Origin of the sequence: Novosphingobium aquimarinum (genome assembly GCF_009746585.1) — a bacterium.
Taxonomy (GTDB): domain Bacteria; phylum Pseudomonadota; class Alphaproteobacteria; order Sphingomonadales; family Sphingomonadaceae; genus Novosphingobium; species Novosphingobium aquimarinum.
Window position 1 is genome coordinate 1 of record NZ_WRPO01000020.1, and the last position, 17,531, is coordinate 17,531.

At 63.5% G+C, this 17,531-nt stretch carries 19 protein-coding genes and 1 tRNA gene; 9 read left to right on the forward strand and 11 right to left on the reverse strand.

The window, feature by feature from the left end; translation table 11 throughout:
* Positions 1 to 141 precede the first annotated feature (141 nt).
* Complete coding sequence (locus GQO94_RS16280; RefSeq protein ID WP_156842499.1) at positions 142 to 2,616, reverse strand: strawberry notch-like NTP hydrolase domain-containing protein; 2,475 nt, start codon at positions 2,614 to 2,616, stop codon at positions 142 to 144.
* A 74-nt stretch (positions 2,617 to 2,690) separates the two neighbouring features.
* A complete protein-coding gene (locus GQO94_RS16285; protein ID WP_332310848.1) occupies positions 2,691 to 3,836 on the reverse strand; it encodes a DUF7146 domain-containing protein in 1,146 nt (381 codons plus the stop codon).
* Here GQO94_RS16285 and GQO94_RS16290 point away from each other — a divergent pair.
* The 3 genes from GQO94_RS16290 to GQO94_RS21420 all read left to right on the forward strand — a co-directional run bounded on the left by GQO94_RS16290 (position 3,738) and on the right by GQO94_RS21420 (position 5,164).
* Entirely contained in the window at positions 3,738 to 4,328 is a 591-nt protein-coding gene (locus GQO94_RS16290) for a lytic transglycosylase domain-containing protein (RefSeq protein ID WP_198046007.1), read from the forward strand. The two genes, GQO94_RS16285 and GQO94_RS16290, sit on opposite strands and share 99 nt — an antisense overlap.
* A 282-nt stretch (positions 4,329 to 4,610) precedes the next feature.
* Positions 4,611 to 4,970 (forward strand): thermonuclease family protein, encoded by a 360-nt coding sequence (locus GQO94_RS21065; RefSeq protein WP_332310849.1) that lies wholly within the window; start codon positions 4,611 to 4,613, stop codon positions 4,968 to 4,970.
* Positions 4,964 to 5,164 (forward strand): DUF6961 family protein, encoded by a 201-nt coding sequence (locus GQO94_RS21420; RefSeq protein WP_408636645.1) that lies wholly within the window; start codon positions 4,964 to 4,966, stop codon positions 5,162 to 5,164. The genes GQO94_RS21065 and GQO94_RS21420 overlap by 7 nt, the downstream gene beginning before the upstream one ends.
* Here GQO94_RS21420 and GQO94_RS16300 read toward each other — a convergent pair.
* From GQO94_RS16300 to GQO94_RS16310, 3 genes are all read right to left on the reverse strand, one after another.
* The gene (locus tag GQO94_RS16300; protein WP_156842500.1) at positions 5,161 to 6,171 is read right to left on the reverse strand and encodes a hypothetical protein; all 1,011 of its coding nucleotides are present in this window, start codon (positions 6,169 to 6,171) and stop codon (positions 5,161 to 5,163) included. The two genes, GQO94_RS21420 and GQO94_RS16300, sit on opposite strands and share 4 nt — an antisense overlap.
* A 122-nt stretch (positions 6,172 to 6,293) precedes the next feature.
* The gene (locus tag GQO94_RS16305) at positions 6,294 to 7,517 is read right to left on the reverse strand and encodes a tyrosine-type recombinase/integrase (RefSeq protein WP_156842554.1); all 1,224 of its coding nucleotides are present in this window, start codon (positions 7,515 to 7,517) and stop codon (positions 6,294 to 6,296) included.
* A gap of 166 nt (positions 7,518 to 7,683) precedes the next feature.
* Positions 7,684 to 7,770, reverse strand: a tRNA-Leu gene (locus GQO94_RS16310).
* A 173-nt stretch (positions 7,771 to 7,943) separates the two neighbouring features.
* Here GQO94_RS16310 and GQO94_RS16315 point away from each other — a divergent pair.
* On the forward strand, positions 7,944 to 8,909 hold the full coding sequence (locus tag GQO94_RS16315) for a complex I NDUFA9 subunit family protein (protein WP_156842501.1): 966 nt from the start codon (positions 7,944 to 7,946) through the stop codon (positions 8,907 to 8,909).
* Positions 8,910 to 8,976: 67 nt separating this feature from the next.
* On the opposite strand, the gene GQO94_RS16320 is transcribed toward GQO94_RS16315, so the two are convergent.
* Complete coding sequence (locus GQO94_RS16320) at positions 8,977 to 9,645, reverse strand: glutathione S-transferase family protein (protein ID WP_156842502.1); 669 nt, start codon at positions 9,643 to 9,645, stop codon at positions 8,977 to 8,979.
* A gap of 272 nt (positions 9,646 to 9,917) precedes the next feature.
* Between GQO94_RS16320 and GQO94_RS16325 the strand changes: the two genes are divergently transcribed.
* Both GQO94_RS16325 and fdhD read left to right on the forward strand, forming a co-directional pair.
* Positions 9,918 to 10,304 (forward strand): VOC family protein, encoded by a 387-nt coding sequence (locus GQO94_RS16325; protein WP_156842503.1) that lies wholly within the window; start codon positions 9,918 to 9,920, stop codon positions 10,302 to 10,304.
* A gap of 11 nt (positions 10,305 to 10,315) precedes the next feature.
* Positions 10,316 to 11,098, forward strand: coding sequence for a formate dehydrogenase accessory sulfurtransferase FdhD (gene fdhD / locus GQO94_RS16330; RefSeq protein WP_232332974.1), 783 nt, complete (start codon positions 10,316 to 10,318; stop codon positions 11,096 to 11,098).
* Between the two features lie 37 nt (positions 11,099 to 11,135).
* On the opposite strand, the gene metW is transcribed toward fdhD, so the two are convergent.
* The 3 genes from metW to metX are packed head-to-tail and all read right to left on the reverse strand — an operon-like array spanning position 11,136 to position 13,275.
* Positions 11,136 to 11,726 (reverse strand): methionine biosynthesis protein MetW, encoded by a 591-nt coding sequence (gene metW / locus GQO94_RS16335; RefSeq protein ID WP_156842505.1) that lies wholly within the window; start codon positions 11,724 to 11,726, stop codon positions 11,136 to 11,138.
* Complete coding sequence (locus tag GQO94_RS16340; protein WP_156842506.1) at positions 11,723 to 12,172, reverse strand: GNAT family N-acetyltransferase; 450 nt, start codon at positions 12,170 to 12,172, stop codon at positions 11,723 to 11,725. The genes metW and GQO94_RS16340 overlap by 4 nt, the downstream gene beginning before the upstream one ends.
* Positions 12,169 to 13,275, reverse strand: a complete 1,107-nt coding sequence (metX, locus tag GQO94_RS16345) for a homoserine O-acetyltransferase MetX (protein ID WP_156842555.1) — start codon at positions 13,273 to 13,275, stop codon at positions 12,169 to 12,171. Before metX ends, GQO94_RS16340 begins: the two co-directional genes overlap by 4 nt.
* A gap of 110 nt (positions 13,276 to 13,385) precedes the next feature.
* On the opposite strand from metX, the gene hisC reads away from it, so the two are divergent.
* The 3 genes from hisC (at position 13,386) to GQO94_RS16360 (ending at position 16,282) form a co-directional block, all read left to right on the forward strand.
* Positions 13,386 to 14,504 carry a histidinol-phosphate transaminase gene (gene hisC, locus GQO94_RS16350; RefSeq protein WP_156842507.1) on the forward strand — a complete coding sequence of 373 codons (1,119 nt, stop codon included), beginning with the start codon at positions 13,386 to 13,388 and terminating at the stop codon, positions 14,502 to 14,504.
* The gene (locus GQO94_RS16355) at positions 14,501 to 15,421 is read left to right on the forward strand and encodes a prephenate/arogenate dehydrogenase family protein (protein WP_156842508.1); all 921 of its coding nucleotides are present in this window, start codon (positions 14,501 to 14,503) and stop codon (positions 15,419 to 15,421) included. Before hisC ends, GQO94_RS16355 begins: the two co-directional genes overlap by 4 nt.
* A gap of 84 nt (positions 15,422 to 15,505) precedes the next feature.
* The gene (locus GQO94_RS16360) at positions 15,506 to 16,282 is read left to right on the forward strand and encodes a transglutaminase-like domain-containing protein (RefSeq protein ID WP_156842509.1); all 777 of its coding nucleotides are present in this window, start codon (positions 15,506 to 15,508) and stop codon (positions 16,280 to 16,282) included.
* A 6-nt stretch (positions 16,283 to 16,288) separates the two neighbouring features.
* Here the strand turns inward: GQO94_RS16360 and GQO94_RS16365 are convergent, their stop codons facing one another.
* Together GQO94_RS16365 and GQO94_RS16370 are read right to left on the reverse strand one after the other, a co-directional pair.
* The gene (locus GQO94_RS16365; protein ID WP_156842510.1) at positions 16,289 to 16,990 is read right to left on the reverse strand and encodes a lysophospholipid acyltransferase family protein; all 702 of its coding nucleotides are present in this window, start codon (positions 16,988 to 16,990) and stop codon (positions 16,289 to 16,291) included.
* Entirely contained in the window at positions 16,987 to 17,520 is a 534-nt protein-coding gene (locus GQO94_RS16370; RefSeq protein WP_156842511.1) for a YdcF family protein, read from the reverse strand. Before GQO94_RS16370 ends, GQO94_RS16365 begins: the two co-directional genes overlap by 4 nt.
* Positions 17,521 to 17,531 lie beyond the last annotated feature (11 nt).

Here is a 17,531-nt window from a genome sequence, read left to right on the forward strand (position 1 = left end):
GACCCGTCCCCAGACATTCCCCTGATCCTCATATATTATCTGGAGTGAAATCATGGAAAACCGAAGGAAACCTGCGCCTCCTGCCGCCACGCTCGACATAAACTGCGACTGCAAAGAATACGTTTAATGTTGAGCTCAACATTAAACGTATTCCCGCGGAGACAAATCGATCTCCAGCGCTTCGCGTTCCTCGTCCGACAGGTCGGCAAGCCGGCGGTCGAGCATGGCTTCTGCCGTCGAGACCAGCTGGACGACAACGGCGTGCCCGTCGGCAATCGCCGTATCGACCGCTGGCAACAAGCTCGGGAGCTTCATCGAGAGCAGCAACTGCGCGAAGAAGCGCTGCTTGGTTCCCTCGAAGATCGACAGCGCTGCGGACTTGGCACCGGAGTTGAGCGTCCCCCCGGTCTCGGTGTCGACGATCCGTGTGGCCTCCAGCGCTTCGCGCAGGTTGGCGTGGATGATCGCCCAGGCATCAGCATAGGCATCATAGACCGCGATCTGATCCTCGGTCAGGCAATGCTCGAGGATTTCATACTCGACACCGGCGAAGGAGAGCGCCCGGGCGGTATAGAGGCCGAGCGATTTGAGATCCCGCGCGACCAGTTCCATGGCTGCAATTCCGCCATCGCGAATGTCGGCCACGAAGGCCTCGCGATTGGCAAACGCGGTCTCTGGCCCCCAGAGCCCGAGACGCGTCGCATAGGCCAGGTTGTTGACGTCGGACGCTCCGGTGGCCGAGGCGTAGAGCACCCTTGCCCGGGGTAGGAGGTTCTGCAGGCGCACCCCGGCAATGCCCTGCTCCGATCCCTTGACCTTGCCCCGCGATCCTTCACCGCCGGCAGCATTGGCCATGGCATGAGCTTCGTCGAACACGATCAAGCCGTCGAAATCTTCACCGGCCCAGGCGAGGATCTGGTCCAGCCGCGTTGCGTCGCTCCGGCCCGAACGCAGGGTCGGATAGGTGACGAAGAGAATTCCGTCACGCATTGCGATGGGGGTGCCCAGCTTCCAGGACGCCAGCGGCTGGATGTCGATCGGGAGACCGCCAAGGGCGGCCCAGTCGCGGCGAGCGTCTTCCAGCAGCGCTTCGTTCTTCGAAATCCAGATATGGCGGCGTTCCCCACGCACCCACCGATCGAGAATGACACTGGCGACCTGGCGGCCTTTACCAGCGCCGGTGCCGTCCCCGAGGAAATAGCCCTGCCGGTAGACCTGGCCTTCCGCCGAAGCCTTGAGCGAACAGCCCTTGTCCTCGGGCTCGAACCGGCCAGGAAGATCGCGCGCATGAGCGCCCGCAGCATAGATCAGGGTCTCTGTCTGGGCAGCAGACAGCAGCCCCTTGGCAACCAGCCCGTCGGGAAGCTGCGGGACCGCGTCTGGCTTGGGTGCCGAGATCGAACCCATGGCAACGGACTCAACGAGTGGCGTTGGATGCTCGGCCGCGCCATCGATAACGATCCGGCTTGGACGATAGGGCAGATAGTGGCCGACTTGGGTCCCAAGCGGCGCAGGGGTTTCAAGCGCCTCGTAGGTCAGCGCGCCGATGGTCATCGACGCTGCAGGCGTGATCCTCGCCGGGGCCGGAAGCGGTCTGCGCGGGCCAGTTACCAAGCGGAACGGCGCACGAGCCGGGAGGATTGATTGTTCAGAGGCTGTCTGCCTGCTGTCGCGAGCAGGCAAGGCATCAACAAGATCGACCAGCTCGCGGAACTCGTTCGTGCGAATAGCGACAGGTTCGTTGGCGCCTCCCACCTTGTCGATGACCAGCAGTCGCGTGGTGATCCTGGTGCCGTTCTTGATGAACGCACGTTCGACCGCGGCATTCAGCCGCAGCGAAACTGGCCCTTTCAGACCCGCCAGAAACTTGGGGCAATCGAACCATTCCGGCATGATCGCAACGAGACGGCCGCCGTTTGCCAGCCTGCTCCATGCCGAGCGCAAGTGCCGCGCCCCCGTGCGGGCGTCGTGGCCTCGCTCGATCCCGTGCGAATAGGGTGGGTTCATGAGCACCACGCTTGGCGCGATGGCTCGATCGAGCAATTCGTCGATCAGTTCGGCATCATGGCCGGTCAGCCGCGCGTCTGGAAACAAGGCACTGAGGCAGTCCCGGCGTAGCGGAGAGATCTCGTTGAGCGCGAGGCGCGTACCAGACTTTGCCGCCCAGACAGCGAGCATCCCGGTCCCGGCAGAGGGTTCCAACACGAGCTCGTGTGGGATTAGCGCGCAAGCCCGGGCGGCAAGCCACGCAAGGCGCGGCGGCGTCGCAAACTGCTGCCATTCGATTTGTTCGTGACTGCGGTTAGTCTGGACAGGAGCCATGTTTTCCAGCGCCGCAAACATTCCGTCCGCGCTGGCCGCCGGGGCGGTCAAGCTGATCAGTGCGTCGGCCAACAGGCACGCGGTCTGAGCCAATTCCAGCGCGAGATGCGCATCGCGCACCGACCAGCGCCCCTCGGCGTCAGTGCCGCCGAAATGATCGGTCAAAAGCGCCTGTAACTGCCGACGTGTGATTGGCTCGCCGGATGCCAGGTTTACGGCGATGGCGCGAGCGGCCAGCAAGACCAGCGGTTCAGATGGTGGAGGAAGCAAAAGAACGGGAGCAGAACTGAGCATTTGGAACCTCCTGACGAAGCCCAGTCCGTTTGTCGGGCTTCATCAGGCCAAAGGCCTTCTCTCCTCTTTCCCGCTTAAAGCTTGGATTGCAGCCAGGCCTGCAATGCGTCGTTCCAGTCTGTTCCGTGAGCGCGCGGGCGACGCGTGATGATCTTCCGGCTTTCACTGGTGTAGGCGCTACGCGCGCGTTCCTCAGCGAGATCGCCACCTGCATCATTGTCGACAAACAAGTGCAATTCGCGCACGCTCTCGGGGATAGACACAAGGCCAAAACGCTCATTGCCCAACGAAGCCCAGCAAGGGATCTGGGTCAGCGCCTTGGCCGCAAGCGCGCTCTCGATACCTTCGGCAAGGCCAAGCCGCCCATCGACGGGATCGAAGAGGCGAACGGCACCCGCTGCCAAACTCCCAAGTGCGCGCTTAGGATTGTCGAAAGGTGCCACCGTAGGCGTTTCCTGATTGAGAAACGTGCGGTGAATTCCGACCAGCCCATGGTCCATCGTCACAGCCGCGATCAAAGCAGGCAGATACTGCGTGTTTCCCTTCGGTCCGAGCGGAGTGCGGGGGTGAAATCTGAGGACGCGGGAGACCGCACGAATGCCGCGGGCCTGAAGATAGGCCTTGGCGGGAGTATCGTCGATTGGCCTTGCTTCACGCCAGATGCGCTCTGCGAACGCATGGTAGGCGGGCTTGCCGACACTGGCACCTGCATCGGCTTCGACCTTCCCGGAAAACATGCTTGCCGGCGAAACACCTCGTGCGGCGAGCGCGGTAAGGACCTGATCCTGGCTGCAGCCCGCGAAACAATGAAAAAGGATGGCGCGCCGGCCCAGGGTCACGCCGAGCGAGGGCGTTCGGTCATCGTGGGCGGGACATCGCGCCATGCCCTTGGAGCCGGACCAATACCCTCCCAGCTCCTCGCAAAGCTGCATTGCCACTGAAGTAAGGGACGAGTTGGCAGGACTGGAGAACGCAGGGGACATTGGCAAGCTCCTCAAGCTCGAAAAACCGTCCCCTTGCGAGCGAACTCTCCTCCCGGACACGCGCGCAAAGCGCTTTCCTACACCCTCGTGTTCACTATACGTTCCATTCCGATTCGAAGCAATGCGACGAGATGGAAGATGAGCAGATTTGGAATGATCGGGATGCTCCTGGCTGCCGTTCCAGCGGTGCAGGTCTCGGCCCAGGTCGAAGAGCCATCCTTTGCGATTTTCGAGCATCGACCAACACCTGCAATGCCTGATGCTGTCGAGCCGGCCCTTACGGCCCCGGGCCAGATGAATGTGGGTCCGCGCAAGGCGGTCATTGAGCCCTCTTTTCGCGAGATGATCTATTCGGCAAATGTCCGAGAGGCAGAGCTTCGATACGCGATTCCCCCTGGCCTATTGCAGGCGCTGATCTGGACCGAATCGCGGTTCAATCCGATGGCGATCAGCCCTGCCGGCGCGGCGGGGCTGGCACAGTTGATGCCGGGTACGGCTCGCTACCTCGGCGTCACAAACCGGCATGATCCTGTCGCGAGCATTGATGGAGGGGCACGCTACCTACGCGAGATGCTGGACAAGTTCGGGCAGATCCATCTCGCCCTCGCAGCCTACAATGCAGGGCCTGGAGCGGTTATGCGTGCTGGCGGCATTCCCCGAAACAGCGAGACGCCCGGCTATGTCCGCAGCGTGCTCGATCGATGGCAAGCAATTGGCTCGCGCATCTGAAAGGTGTTCGTCTAGGGATGAATGAAGAATGGATTGCTGGAGTGGGGAAGGCCGAGTTTGATGGCTCGAAAAGAAGATCGAGGCGCGAAGGATGACAATGTCCTTCGCTTCGATTTCCGGGACTAACTGAAGAAGCAGCGCGACAGGCGTCGGCGCAAGGAGTGGATGTTGGGACTAGGCGCGTTTTCGATTGTATTCGCTGGCGGGATGTTGGCGTTGAATTGGCCGATGTCCGGTCTGAGCTCGGTCGCGCCCTCAGAACTTACACCTAAGCTTTCGCTGATGGCCGGAAGCACCTCACCTCGCTTCGAGCTCTGCGGAATCACGCGCCGCACTTGCGTCGTGGATGGCGACACCTTCTGGCTCGAGGGCGAGAAGATCAGGATCGCTGACATCGACACCCCCGAGATTAGCGAACCCAATTGTGATTCTGAGTACCAGCTTGGCATGAAGGCGACTTACCGGCTTCGCGACCTGTTGAACGAGGGCGCTTTCGAGGTCCGACCAATCGGAAATCGCGATGAACACCGATTTGGGCGCAAGCTGCGGGTTGTCGTTCGGGGCGGCCGATCGCTGGGCGATCAACTCGTTAGCGAAGGCCTTGCTCGCACCTGGACGGGACGACGCGAACCTTGGTGTTGAACCGTGACCAGGAACTCTGGGCCGTGGCTTTGTGGGTCGAAAAGAACCACGGTGATCAAGGTGGGACCTACATTTTGGGTCGGGTCGAGCGCCTTACGTCTGTAAACGATGACGGTGGTGTCGCCATGTGGCGCGAAGTGGCTGATCGATTCGAGCAGCTCAGAAAGAACCCGGGCGCAGGCAAGGCAAGCTAATCCGAGGGCGCGAGGTCCGCGGCCATTCCTACACTAAGCTTTTCGACGAGTTGCAGCGCCATTCGCACAACCGACTCCCGGATGACCAAGCGCTGTCCTTCACGGTAGGTCGGGTCTCCGCTCCGTGAAATATAGTCTGCATCAACAATGCCTTCGCGGTGCGCCAAGAGATGCCGCTGCTGAAAGAGGCGTGTCAGTTCGGTGAGTTCCGAGGTGCTCAGGTGATCGTCAAAGCCCTTTCCGAAGGCCGTTCGCCATAACTGGCTTCCTTCAGAGAGATTCTGGAACGCGTTTCGTCGGACTCTGATTGGAGCTGGCTGACGTTGGTAATGTGCTTCTGCAAAACGCTGGAAAGCCATGACGACGTTTTGAAGGCCTGCTTCGGTGAGCAGGCGAATGGTATTCTCTGACGCATCGGCATCAGAAATCCCGCTCCGGATTGCAGGGATTGCGTCAAGAGAAGCGCGGATGGCGTTGAGCGATTGCCGAAACACTCTGTCAGCGCTGTTGTGGCCGCACGAGGGGCAAAAGAACGCAGAACCGATCACCGCGAAGCGGCAAGAGCATTCCTCGCAAGTCAGCTTGAGTCGCATCGGCTCCGCTGCAGACGCGGGGAGGACAACTTCACGAAAGCCACGATCGACCTTCATTTTCATGGTGATGAAGCTGCCTTTGCGCTGGCGCCGATTGAAGGCGTCAGCATCACGGCGCATCGCCTGGTTGATTGTGCCTTTTACATGCGCGAGGGCCTGCTCCTGAATTTTCTCGATTTGCTCGGTTGTCCACCATTTCTGAGCATCGGCCGCGTGTCCGCAAAAAGGGCAGAACACCTCTTCATCGCGCACGATTTCACGCCAGTCTTGATCATAAACCTTGAATTCGAACATGCAGTCGTCGTGAGGACACTCGCGGTCGATGTATCCGTCTTCGTCGACTGCGATATCCGGCGTGACGGTAATCTTCTGCCCATCCAACTGACGAAGGATACGGGATAGCTCATCGAACATGCGGCCCTCCGCGGAATGCAGGGGAAGACTATCGTGTTTTTGTTTTGTTCGCCAGCGTGAGGAATTCGAAACCCACCACAATATCGCTTGCCAGTTTGGAACCGAGCTCCGTCAAACTGAGCTTATCCCTTGGCGAACGCCACATTTATGACCTTACCGCCCTCCCGGATCGTATCGAGGTAGTCGCTCCACCACTGCGCCATGCGGACACGTTCATCCCAGTGCTTGCCACGGTGGTAGACGCCGCGAACGGCGTTGCTATCACCATGTGCCAATCCTCGTTCGATCGCGTCCGGATTCCAGAGACCGCTCTCGTTCAGCATGGTTGAAGCGGTTGCCCGCAGACCATGAGCGGTGACCTCGTCCTTTGTGAAGCCCATCCGGCGGAAGGCGGCATTCAAGGTGTTCTCACTCATCGGGCGAACAGAAGCACGGGCGGAGGGGAACACATAGCCCTCGGTACCGACCATCTCCGCAAGTTCCTTGAGATACCCGACCACTTGCGTGGACAGCGGCACGGCATGAGGACGGCGCGCCTTCATCTTGCCCTCTGGGATGCGCCAGACGCCTTCTTCCAGGTCGATCTCCTTCCAATCGGCATGCCGCAGCTCGCCAGGGCGTACAAAGACATGGGGTGCGATGAGCAGGGCGTACCGGGTGATGAAGTTGCCAGTGTAGTCCTGGATCGCGCGCAGCAGCCCGCCAAGGTCCTTCGGCTCAAGGATCGCGGCATAGTGCTTTGCCTTGGGCGTGATCAGCGCCCCGCGGAGCATGGTCGTAGGGTCGCCTTTGCAGCGCGTCGTGGCAACCCCATAGCGAAATACACGGCTCGCAAAGGATCGGGTCTTCTTGGCGGTCTCGTGCTTGCCCTTCGCTTCGAGGCGCTTGAGGGGAGCCAGCACCTCGAATGGCTCGATCTCGTCAATCGGACGACTGCCGATGGCATCTGTCAGCTGGTCGAGGAAGAAGTTCGCCTTGATGATCGTCGCATCCGCCCGGCCGTTCTGCACCATCATCTCATCGATGTACTCGCGTGCCACCGCCTCGAATGTCTGGGCGGACAGGAATTCCGAACGGATCTTCTGCTTGCGCTTGTCCATCGCGGGGTCACCGCCCGACGCGACTTTGACGCGAGCCTCGTAGGCGGCTTGGCGCGCGTCCTTAAGATTGATTTCGGGATAGGAGCCGATGGAGAGCTTCTTCTCAACGGTGCCGATTCGATAGCGAAATCGCCAGAGTCTGCCGCCCGATGGAGAGACCTCGATGTACAATCCGCGATCATCGGCGACCTTGTACGGTTTGTCCTTTGGCTTGAGCGCGCGAAGCCGAGTTTCGGTCAGAGGCATGTGCGGGCCTTTTCCCAATGTGGTTTTTGCAAAGGCCCGCAAAAGGCCCGCAAAAATGTGCGGAACCCCCGAGAAAAGGCGGGACGATCCGGCACGATCCAAGGGCCAATTCCCTTGGATTTCTGCGGGTTTAATACACTTTTTGGGATGTTCCGAGAAGAACAAATGGTGCCCAGAAGAGGACTCGAACCTCCACGCCCTTGCGAGCGCCAGCACCTGAAGCTGGTGCGTCTACCAATTCCGCCATCTGGGCACGGGCGACGCCATGCAGCGCCGCGGGTAGGAGGGGGCCGATAGGGGGTGCGTGAAGGCTTGTCAACGGTCACGAGCGGGAGAGGCACGATTGCCCGGTTGCCGTTGCCGGGGGGCTGTGCCAAGGGCCGTTGCAGGCAGGCCCAGGCAACGCACGAAGGATTCAGAACGGCCATGAACGATCGCGCGATACCCCCCCTTACCGGCAAGGTCATTACCGTGCTCGGCGGCAGCGGCTTCGTCGGGCGGCATCTCGCGCAAGAGTTGCTCGCCCGTGGCGCGCGGCTGCGCATCGCCAGCCGCAATCCCGAAAAAGCCTACATGATCAAGCCGCTCGGCAACCTCGGGCAGGTCGCTTTCGCCCGCGTCGACGTGACGCGCCCGGAAACGCTGGGCCCTGCCCTCGCGGGATCGGATGCGGTCGTGTACCTCGTGGGCGCGTTCTCGGGCAATCTGGACGCGTTGCAGGGAAAGGGTGTCGGCCAAGTGGCCGAGGCGGCGAAGCAGGCCGGCGCGCAGTCCTTCGTGCACATTTCCGCGCTCGGTTGCGACGCGCAGTCGCCGATCGCCTATTCGCGTACCAAGGCGCAAGGCGAAGAGGCGGTTCGCGCGCATTTTCCCGAAGCGACGATCCTGCGCCCTTCGCTGCTGTTCGGTCCTGACGACCAGTTCATCCAGATGTTCGCGCGGCTGATTTCGAGCGCGCCGTTCCTGCCGGTCTTCGCGCCCGAGGCGCGCGTACAGCCGCTATTCGTGGACGATCTCGCCGATGCGGTGAGCAACGCCATCGCCGTGCCGGAAACGGCCGCGGGCAAGACTTTCGAAGTCGCGGGGCCAGAGGCGATCTCGATGATCGAACTGCATCGCCGCATTGCTCACGCGCAAGGCCGCAACCGCTCCTTCATCGAACTGCCCGATGCGATCGGCAGCGGCTTGGCAACGGTGATGGGCTTTCTTCCGGGCGGGCCGATCTCGAGCGACCAGTATGCCTTGCTCAAGGCGGGGAGCGTTGCCGGGGGCAGCTTGCCGCAGATCACCGATCTCGGCGTGCATCCGCGACCGCTCGAGCTGTTTCTAGATCGCTGGATGGTCCCCTACCGCAAGCACGGCCGGTTCGGCGACGCTACGCCTGCGCCTTAGGCACGACTGCCTGGGCAAGGCGGAAACCGGCGCGGTACTCGCCGAGCCTGCTGCAACCAGCAATCGTTCAAAGATCGACGTCGGGATAGTGCCGCGGCGGCTGGATCACGTCCATCCGCTCTTTCAGCAGCGGGCCGAAACTCGGCCGGCTCTTGATCACCATGTACCAGCCGTGCGCCTGCTTGTGCGACGACCAATCGAGACCGCTCAGGTAGTCGGCCACCGAGATGTGCGCTGCGGCGGTGAGATCCGCCAGCGTCATCGTCGGCCCGGCGAGCCAGGGGCGGTGGTCGATCAAGTAATCGATATAGTCGAGATAGTCGTGGCCCAGCTTCATCGCGTCGCGCAGCGCGCTCGCCACCGGGGATGCGCCCGAAAGCCGCTTGATCATCTTTTCGGAGAGCAGCGGGGCGGCGACGTCGCCGAAGAAGTTCTCGTCGAACAGCGCGATCAACCGGCGCTGCTCGGCGCGCTGCGCCGAAGTACCGCTGATCAGCGGCGCGCGGTCGACCGTTTCCTCGAAATATTCGCAGATCGCCCGGCTGTCGGACAGCGTGACGTCCTTTTCCTCGTCGCGCAGGATCGGCGTGCGGCCGGCGGGATTCAGCTGATGGAGAAGCTCGCCGTCCTTCCAGGGCCAGGCGGTGCGCAGCTCGTAAGCGAGGCCCTTCTCGCTCATCAACAGGCGCACCTTGCGACTGAACGGACAGAGGGGGAACTGGTAGATGTGCCACATTCCTTCAGGGATGCCAAAGCGGCCGGGGCGCGTCCACCCGCCGGTTGGCGAAGGGCCGGGTTATAGGCGTGGATAAGATGGGGGCGCAGTGCGTGTGCCGCGCCCCTGCGAGGGAGCACGGTGACAACGGTGTCAGGCCTTCGCCTTGGCGCTTCCCGCCGCATTGACCCTGCCATTCGCGCCCTCCTATATCGCATGCGCAAGACCGAGGCCGGCGAAAGCGTGCTTCACGCATTCGGCTGACGGCGCCCGATCGAGAGGATGTACGAGTAATGTTGAAGAGCATGCGACTGGGCAGCGCCGGCCTTGAGAAAACTAGGGCTTTCTACGATGCGACCTTCGGTGCCCTAGGCGTCGAACCCGGAGAAACGCCGGCGCAGTACCCGATCGTGATGTATTCCTTGCCCGGCGGGATCAAGTTCGTGCTTGGGCCGGCGCGCGACGGCAATCCGGTAACGCACGCCAATGGCGGGACGGTGATCTTCGAAGCGCAGAGCGACGACGAAGTGAAGGCATGGCATGCGGCCGGGATCGCCAACGGCGACTCCAGCGAAGGCGAACCTGAAGCCAAGCCGCAAGCGCGCGGTGCGTTCGGCGCGTACCTTCGCGATCCGGATGGCAACAAGCTTGGAGCCTATCACGGCCTCAACATGGGCTGACTGCGACGGCCGTGACGCAACAGCCCACCGAGATTGGACGGGACGGTCGCCGCCGCGTGGTTTCGCGCGCCTGGGTTCCGGAAGCGCCGGTGGCGCTGGAGTTCAACGGCGTCGCGTATGCCGTGATGATGGCGACGCCCGAAGACCTCGAGGATTTCGCGTGCGGTTTCGCGATCGCCGAAGGCTTGGCACAGGATGCGCGGGCCGTGGTCGACACGGCGGTGGCCGAGGTCGAGCACGGCTGGATCGTGCGGACGATAATCGATGGGCTCGGCGAAGAACGATTGAACGAGCGCGTCCGCCGGCGCGTCGCGGAATCGAGTTGCGGCTTGTGCGGGATCGAGAATCTCGAAGCGCTGGCGAGCCCCCTGCCCCGGGTCGCCGCCCACGTCCGCATCGATAGTCGCGCGATTTTCGCGGCGGTCGGCGCGATTTCCGGGCACCAGCGCCTCGGCCGCGCGACGGGCGCAGCGCATGCCGCAGCGCTGGCGGGGCCGGAGGGCGATCTCCGCCTGGTGCGCGAAGATGTCGGCCGGCACAATGCGATCGACAAGGTCACCGGGGCGGCGCTGCGCCAGCGAACGCCGCTGACGCCTGGGTTCCTGCTTTCGACGGCGCGGTGCAGCTACGAAATCGTCGAGAAGGCGGTGCGCGCCGAGGCGACGACGCTGGTCACGATCTCGCTGCCGACATCGCTCGCGGTCGAGCGTGCGCGGGGGGCGGGACTGTCGCTATGGGCCTTGGCGCGCGACGACAGTGTGCTGCTGGTCCACGACGCCGGGCGGAGCAACTGACGCCTTCATCAAGCCGCCGAGCGGGAGATCGCGCCGGTCAGTTGCTCAGCAGGAACACGGCGTGTTCGGCGCGGAAGTTGGCCGCAGCCGGGTGGCAATCGCGATCGCCGCGCAGGAACCATTGGTTCTCGACGCGGATGCCGCGCTCGGCAATCAGGCCGCGAAAGTCCTCGACCGTCAGGTGATGGATGTTGGGCGTCTCGTACCAGGCGACCGGCAGCAGCCGCGTGACCGGCATCCGGCCGTTCCACAGCAACGAGGTCCGCACTCGCCAGTGTCCGAAATTCGGGAAACTGACGAAGGCCTTGCGGCCGATACGTAAGAGCTGTTCGAGGATTTCGGCCGGCCGCATCGTCGTCTGCAGCGTTTGGCTGAGGATCGCGTAGTCGACCGACTGGTCCGGGTAGAAGGGCAGATCCTTGTCCGCATCACCCTGGATCACCGACAAGCCGCGACCCACGCATTCCGCAACGTTGGCCGCGTTGATCTCCATGCCTCGGGCATCGCAACCCTTGCGGTCGCGTAGCGCGGCAAGCAGCGTACCGTCGCCGCACCCGACGTCGAGCACTCGCGAACTCGGCGCGACGTTCTCGGCGATGATCGCGAGGTCGGGGCGAAGGCTGGTCATGAGCGAGGTTCCGGCATCCCGACGCTGATCTGGCGCGCGAACTCGGGCGATAGTCGCTCCATGTAGCGCTCGGGCCGCAAGGGTGCGTGGAAACCGACCCCGGCGTAGACGCCGTGCGCATCGGCAGTGACCAGCGCGAATCGGCGTACCGTGGCGTAGTCGGGATGCTCGAGAAACCAGCCGACGAGACCGCGGCCGACACCTTCGCCTCTGGCATCGGGATCGACGATCACGTCCGCGATCCAGGCGAAGCTCGCCTTGTCCGACACCACGCGGGCATACCCGACCTGACCTTTGTCGCGATGAAACGCGCCAAGATTATGCGATCCGGCGAATTGCCGCTCGACAGCTTCGCGTGCGATCCCGGGTGACCAGTAGCTGGACGCCAGCCAGGCGTGGATCCGGTCCATGTCGAACCGATCGGTCGCATCCGAATAGGCGATCATCCCAGGAACCCCGCCACCACCTTATCGAGCGCGGGCACGTCGAGCAGGAAGGAATCGTGGCCGAACGGCGCGGACAATTCGACGAAGCTCACTGGAAGACCCGCCGCGCTGAGCGCGTGGACGATGTTGCGCGATTCGGCGGTCGGGTAGAGCCAGTCGGTATCGAAACTGATGAGGCAAAAGCGCGCTCGCGATCCGCTGAACGCACGCGCGAGCAAGCCGCCGTGCTCCTCGGCGAGATCGAAATAGTCCATGGCGCGCGTGATATAGAGGTAGGAGTTCGCATCGAAACGATCGGTGAACGACAGCCCCTGATACCGCAGGTAGCTTTCGACCTGGAAATCGGCGTCGAAACCGAAGGTCTTCGCATCGCGATCCTGCAGGCGTCGGCCGAACTTCTCGGTCAGCCCCGCCTCGGACAAGTAGGTGATGTGCGCCGCCATGCGCGCGACGGCGAGGCCCTTTTCGGGGCCCTTGCCGTGCGAATAGTAATCCCCTTCGCGCCAGGCTGGGTCGGCCATGATCGCTTGCCGCCCGACTTCGTGGAAGGCGATGTTCTGCGCCGAATGTCGCGCGGTCGAGGCGATGATCAGCGCCGCGCCAATCCGCTCGGAAAAGTTCGCCGCGAGGCTGACCGCCTGCATACCGCCCATCGAACCGCCGACGACCGCATGGAGCCGTTCGATCCCGAGCGCGTCGAGCAGCGCGACGTGGCCGCGCACCATGTCTCGGATCGTGATCACCGGGAATCGCATGCCCCACGGCTTGCCGTCAGGCGCGGTGCTGGCGGGACCGGTCGAGCCCATGCAACTGCCGATCACATTGGCGCAGATCACGAAATAGCGGTCGGTATCGATCGGCTTGCCCGGCCCGACCATGCGCGTCCACCAGCCGGCCTTGCCGGTAATCGGATGGCGGCTCGCGACGTACTGGTCTCCCGTCAGCGCATGCGTGACGAGAATCGCGTTGTCCTTCGCGGCCGATAAGGTGCCGTAAGCCTCATAGGCGATCTGCGCGTTCTCAAGCGTCTGCCCGCCATCGAGCGGCAGCGGCGCGGACAGCGCGAGGACCTTGCTGGTATCGGTTTCAGAGACACTGGCCATGGTGCGGTGCGGATTGATCCAGCCGCAGCGGGCTGTCAATCACGGCTTGGCTCTTCAAGCGATGTCGCGGCTGTCCATCGGCGCGAAGCTCGGCTATGGGCACCGGCGCCATGAGCGATATCAAAACCCTTTCGCGCGGCCCCGTGCCCAAGCCCTGGATCGAACAGATCCACGCCTACGTTCCCGGCAAATCGACCGGAGCGGACGGTCGCCCACTGATCAAGTTGTCGGCCAACGAAAACCCCTTGGGGAGCAGCCAGGCGGCGCTGGCCGCGCGGAGCAGCGCGGCAGCGGCTTCGCTTTACCCTGATCCCGACAGCACGTCCCTGCGCGCTGCGATCGGCGCGCGGCACGGGATCGATCCGGCGCGCGTAGTCATGGGCACAGGGTCCGACGAATTGCTCAATCTCGCGGCGCAAGGCTATGCGGGCCATGGCGACGACGTGCTCTACGTGCGCTATGGCTTTTCGGTCTACGACATCGCGGCGCGGCGCTGCGGCGCCAACCCCGTGGTCGCACCCGATCGCGACTTCGGTACCGACGTCGACGCTCTGCTGGCTTGCGTCAGCGAGCGGACTCGCGTGGTGTTCCTTGCCAATCCCAACAACCCGACGGGCTGCTTCCTCCCCCGAGCCGAGCTCGAACGGCTTCACGCCGCCTTGTCCCGGGACGTTCTGCTGGTCGTCGACCAGGCTTACGGAGAATACCTCGGCGAAGCGGACGATGACGGTGCCCTTGCGCTGGCAGAAGCGCACGATAACGTGCTGGTAACGCGCACGTTCTCGAAGATCTACGGGCTCGCCGGCGAACGGATCGGCTGGGGCACGGGAGCGCCTGCGATCGTCGCGACGCTGAACCGCATTCGCGGACCCTTCAACGTGACCGCCACCGGACAAGCGATGGCGCTTGCCGCGCTGGACGATCAGGATTTCGTCACGCGCAGCCGCGATCACAACACCGCCGAGCGCGCGCGCTTCGTCGCCGCGATCGAGGCGCTGGGCAATCGCGGACTGCGCGCGGTGCCGAGCGAAGCGAACTTCGTGCTGGTGCTGTTCGAGGGCGCGCTGACTGCCGAGAGCGCCTACCAGGGCCTCGCCGAGCGCGGCTACATCGTTCGCTGGCTGCCAGGACAAGGTCTGCCGCAGGCACTGCGCATCACCATCGGCAAGACCGCCGACATGGACGCGATTGCCGCAGCGCTTGCAGACATGGCGCAACAGGCCAGCTGATGTTTCGGCACGTCGCGATCATCGGCCTTGGCCTCCAGGGCGGCTCGATCGGGCTCGCGGTCCAGGCTTGCCTGCCCGGCGTCGCGACGAGCGGCTACGACATCAGCCCGCAAACCCGCGCCCGCGCCGCCGAGCGTGGCCTCGTCTCGCAAGTCTGCGATACGCCGGAAGACGCGGTGCAAGGTGCCGACCTGGTGATCTTCTGCGTGCCGCCCGGCGCGATCGGCCCGGTCGCCCAAGCGCTGCGCGACGCGATCCGGCCCGATGCGCTCGTCAGCGACGTCGGGTCCAGCAAGTCCTCGATCGCGGCGGCCTTGGCGGAAGCCCTACCCGATCACACCGTGATCCCCGCTCACCCGGTCGCCGGCACCGAGAATTCGGGCCCGGACGCCGGCTTCGCCAGCCTGTTCCAGAACCGCTGGTGCATCGTCACGCCGCCCGAGAAGACCGACCTGCTCAAGCTTTCGGCGCTGGTCGAGTTCTGGGAGACGCTTGGCGCCAATGTCGAGATCATGGATGCCGAGCATCACGATCTGGTCCTTGCCGTGACCAGCCATTTGCCGCACCTCATCGCCTACACCATCGTCGGCACGGCGTCCGATCTCGAAGAAGTCACGCGCAGCGAAGTCATCAAGTATTCCGCGGGCGGTTTTCGCGATTTTACCCGGATCGCCGCGTCCGATCCGACGATGTGGCGCGATGTCTTCTTGTCCAACAAGGACGCGGTGCTGACGATGCTGCAGCGCTTTACCGAAGATCTCACCGCACTCCAGCGCGCGATCCGTGTCGGGGACGGCGAAGCCTTGTTCAGCCATTTCGAGCGTACGCGGGCCACGCGCCGCTCGATTATCGAGGAAGGTCAAGACGATGCGCGCCCCGATTTCGGTCGCGGCGACCATCGTCGAAACCAGCGCTGATTATTATTTACTCCTTACCGGGAGCCACAATCTCGCTCGCGCTTTTGGCGGGCGAACGCCATTCATTCGGGGCCACCTCATCCTATGAAACTCAAGATCAAGTCCGAGCTCGACTACTACCTTCCCGATTGCACCGATGTCCTGCTGCAAGTCGAAGCCGCGATGATTCCGGAACAGACCGTGCGTCACGCGCATATCGACTTGCCGCCGACCCAGCATTTCGCGCGCGTTCCGGGGCATGATTCGATCGGCGATCGCATCTGGCTGCGGCACGAGGGTCAATTGACGGTGCGCTACGAAGCCGAAGTCGAGATCGAGCGCCTCAGCGGCGATATCGCCAGCCTCTCCGCGGTTCCGCCGCATCTCCTGCCGGGCGAGACGATCCAGTATCTGCTTCCCTCGCGGTTCTGCCCGTCCGATCGGTTCCAGTCCTTGGCGAACGCCGATTTCGGCTCGCTCGAGGGCGGGGCGCGGATCGCGGCGATCAGCGATTGGATCTATTCGCACATCACTTATGCGGCAGGCAGCAGCAATGCCGAAACCGGCGCCATGCAGACCTATGTCGATCGCCAGGGCGTGTGCCGCGACTTTGCGCACTTGATGATCACGCTCGCTCGCGCCAGCACGATTCCGGCCCGCTTCGTCAGCGTCTATGGCCTGGGCGTTACGCCGCAGGATTTCCATGCCGTCGCCGAAGTCTTCCTCGACGGGACCTGGTACATGGTCGATGCCACGGGCATGTCGTCGTCCGACGGCATGGCCAAGATCGGCGTCGGGCGCGATGCCGCCGACGTGTCGTTCCTCACGTCTTATGCGCGGGCCGACATGAATTCGCAGACGGTCGAGGTGGAAGCGGCGTAACCGTCACTACGGCGTCGGGTTGAGCGCGTTGATCGCATCGAGCACGCGCTGCTCCATTTCCGCTCTGGGCAGGCCCGGCGGAATAGTCTGCCCGACGCGATACGTGACGACGCCGCTCCGTTTCCAGCGGCGCTGGTAGAGCCGCCCGCTGTCGGTCGCCACGGGGACGACCGGCAGGCCGAGCAGCTTATACAGCCCCGCGAACCCCGCCCCAAGAGGCGCGCGCGTTCCTTGCGGGACGCGCGTGCCTTCGGGAAAGATGGCGAGCGGGCGCCCCTCGGCCAGATAGTGCCGCGCCGCGGCCAGCATCTTGCGCAGCGCCGTCGCGCCTTGCTGGCGCTCGACCGGGACCAGACCGTACGCCGCCCCGACGCGCCCCCACAAGGGAATGCGCAGCAACTCCACCTTGGCGAAGACCGCAGGTTCGCGGATCAGCGCGGGCAGATCGATCGCTTCGAAGAAACTCTCGTGCTTGATGGCGATCAGCGCGCCATGCTCGGGAAGGTCCCCTTCGAGCACGATCTCGATATCCAGCAGATGCCTGGCGCACCACCGGTGCCAGTCAGACCAGCCGCGAACGATGCGGCGAAAGCTGCTGCGCGCGATCGACAAAGCGGCAAGGGCCGCCAGCACGTAGAACAGACTGCCGCCATAGAAAACGACCCAGAACGCGACCGTGCGCAGCCTTTCGCCAAGCGTCGGCTTCATGTTGCCTTCCACAGGTTCGTCGCCAGACGCGCCAGCCACTTGTGATATTCGAGGAACAGGATCCTGAGGCTCGGCTGCGTGGCGACCGCGTCGCGCATCACGACCACGCCTTTGGGCATCTCACGTTCGAACTCCAGCGCTGCGCGGCGCATATGCCAGTCTGACGTCACCAGCCGAACGGTCTTCGCCTTGCGCGAGCGAACCCAGTCGCCTGCCTCGATCGCGTTGCTTTCCGTGTCGTAAGCATCGCGGCCCAGAGTTACGCAGCAGTGGAGTAGCTCGGGAGACACGGTGTATTCCGCAAGGAAATCGACGGCGCGTACTTCGGGATCGACGCCGGAGACCAGAAGCTGCGGCGCCTGGCGGCGGCGCAGCAAGTCGAGCGCGCGGTCGATCCGTCCCGTGCCGCCCGTCAGGACGATGATGGCATCGGTGCGCGCATCCCCCGCCGGCGACGGGAGGGCAACCGCGAACCAGAGGAATCCGATCGCCCATACAAGAACGATCGCAGCGACGAGACGACGATACATGACGACGCCGG

Bases quoted from the DNA above. Each gene is read 5' to 3' on its own strand.
- GQO94_RS16280 (WP_156842499.1), bottom strand. From the start codon at position 2,616: ATGCTCAGTTCTGCTCCCGTTCTTTTGCTTCCTCCACCATCTGAACCG.
- GQO94_RS16290 (WP_198046007.1), top strand. From the start codon at position 3,738: ATGAGCAGATTTGGAATGATCGGGATGCTCCTGGCTGCCGTTCCAGCG.
- GQO94_RS16285 (WP_332310848.1), bottom strand. From the start codon at position 3,836: ATGCTCGAAAATCGCAAAGGATGGCTCTTCGACCTGGGCCGAGACCTG.
- GQO94_RS21065 (WP_332310849.1), top strand. From the start codon at position 4,611: ATGGCCGGAAGCACCTCACCTCGCTTCGAGCTCTGCGGAATCACGCGC.
- GQO94_RS16300 (WP_156842500.1), bottom strand. From the start codon at position 6,171: ATGTTCGATGAGCTATCCCGTATCCTTCGTCAGTTGGATGGGCAGAAG.
- GQO94_RS16305 (WP_156842554.1), bottom strand. From the start codon at position 7,517: ATGCCTCTGACCGAAACTCGGCTTCGCGCGCTCAAGCCAAAGGACAAA.
- GQO94_RS16315 (WP_156842501.1), top strand. From the start codon at position 7,944: ATGAACGATCGCGCGATACCCCCCCTTACCGGCAAGGTCATTACCGTG.
- GQO94_RS16320 (WP_156842502.1), bottom strand. From the start codon at position 9,645: ATGTGGCACATCTACCAGTTCCCCCTCTGTCCGTTCAGTCGCAAGGTG.
- GQO94_RS16325 (WP_156842503.1), top strand. From the start codon at position 9,918: ATGTTGAAGAGCATGCGACTGGGCAGCGCCGGCCTTGAGAAAACTAGG.
- metW (WP_156842505.1), bottom strand. From the start codon at position 11,726: ATGACCAGCCTTCGCCCCGACCTCGCGATCATCGCCGAGAACGTCGCG.
- GQO94_RS16340 (WP_156842506.1), bottom strand. From the start codon at position 12,172: ATGATCGCCTATTCGGATGCGACCGATCGGTTCGACATGGACCGGATC.
- metX (WP_156842555.1), bottom strand. From the start codon at position 13,275: ATGGCCAGTGTCTCTGAAACCGATACCAGCAAGGTCCTCGCGCTGTCC.
- hisC (WP_156842507.1), top strand. From the start codon at position 13,386: ATGAGCGATATCAAAACCCTTTCGCGCGGCCCCGTGCCCAAGCCCTGG.
- GQO94_RS16360 (WP_156842509.1), top strand. From the start codon at position 15,506: ATGAAACTCAAGATCAAGTCCGAGCTCGACTACTACCTTCCCGATTGC.
- GQO94_RS16365 (WP_156842510.1), bottom strand. From the start codon at position 16,990: ATGAAGCCGACGCTTGGCGAAAGGCTGCGCACGGTCGCGTTCTGGGTC.
- GQO94_RS16370 (WP_156842511.1), bottom strand. From the start codon at position 17,520: ATGTATCGTCGTCTCGTCGCTGCGATCGTTCTTGTATGGGCGATCGGA.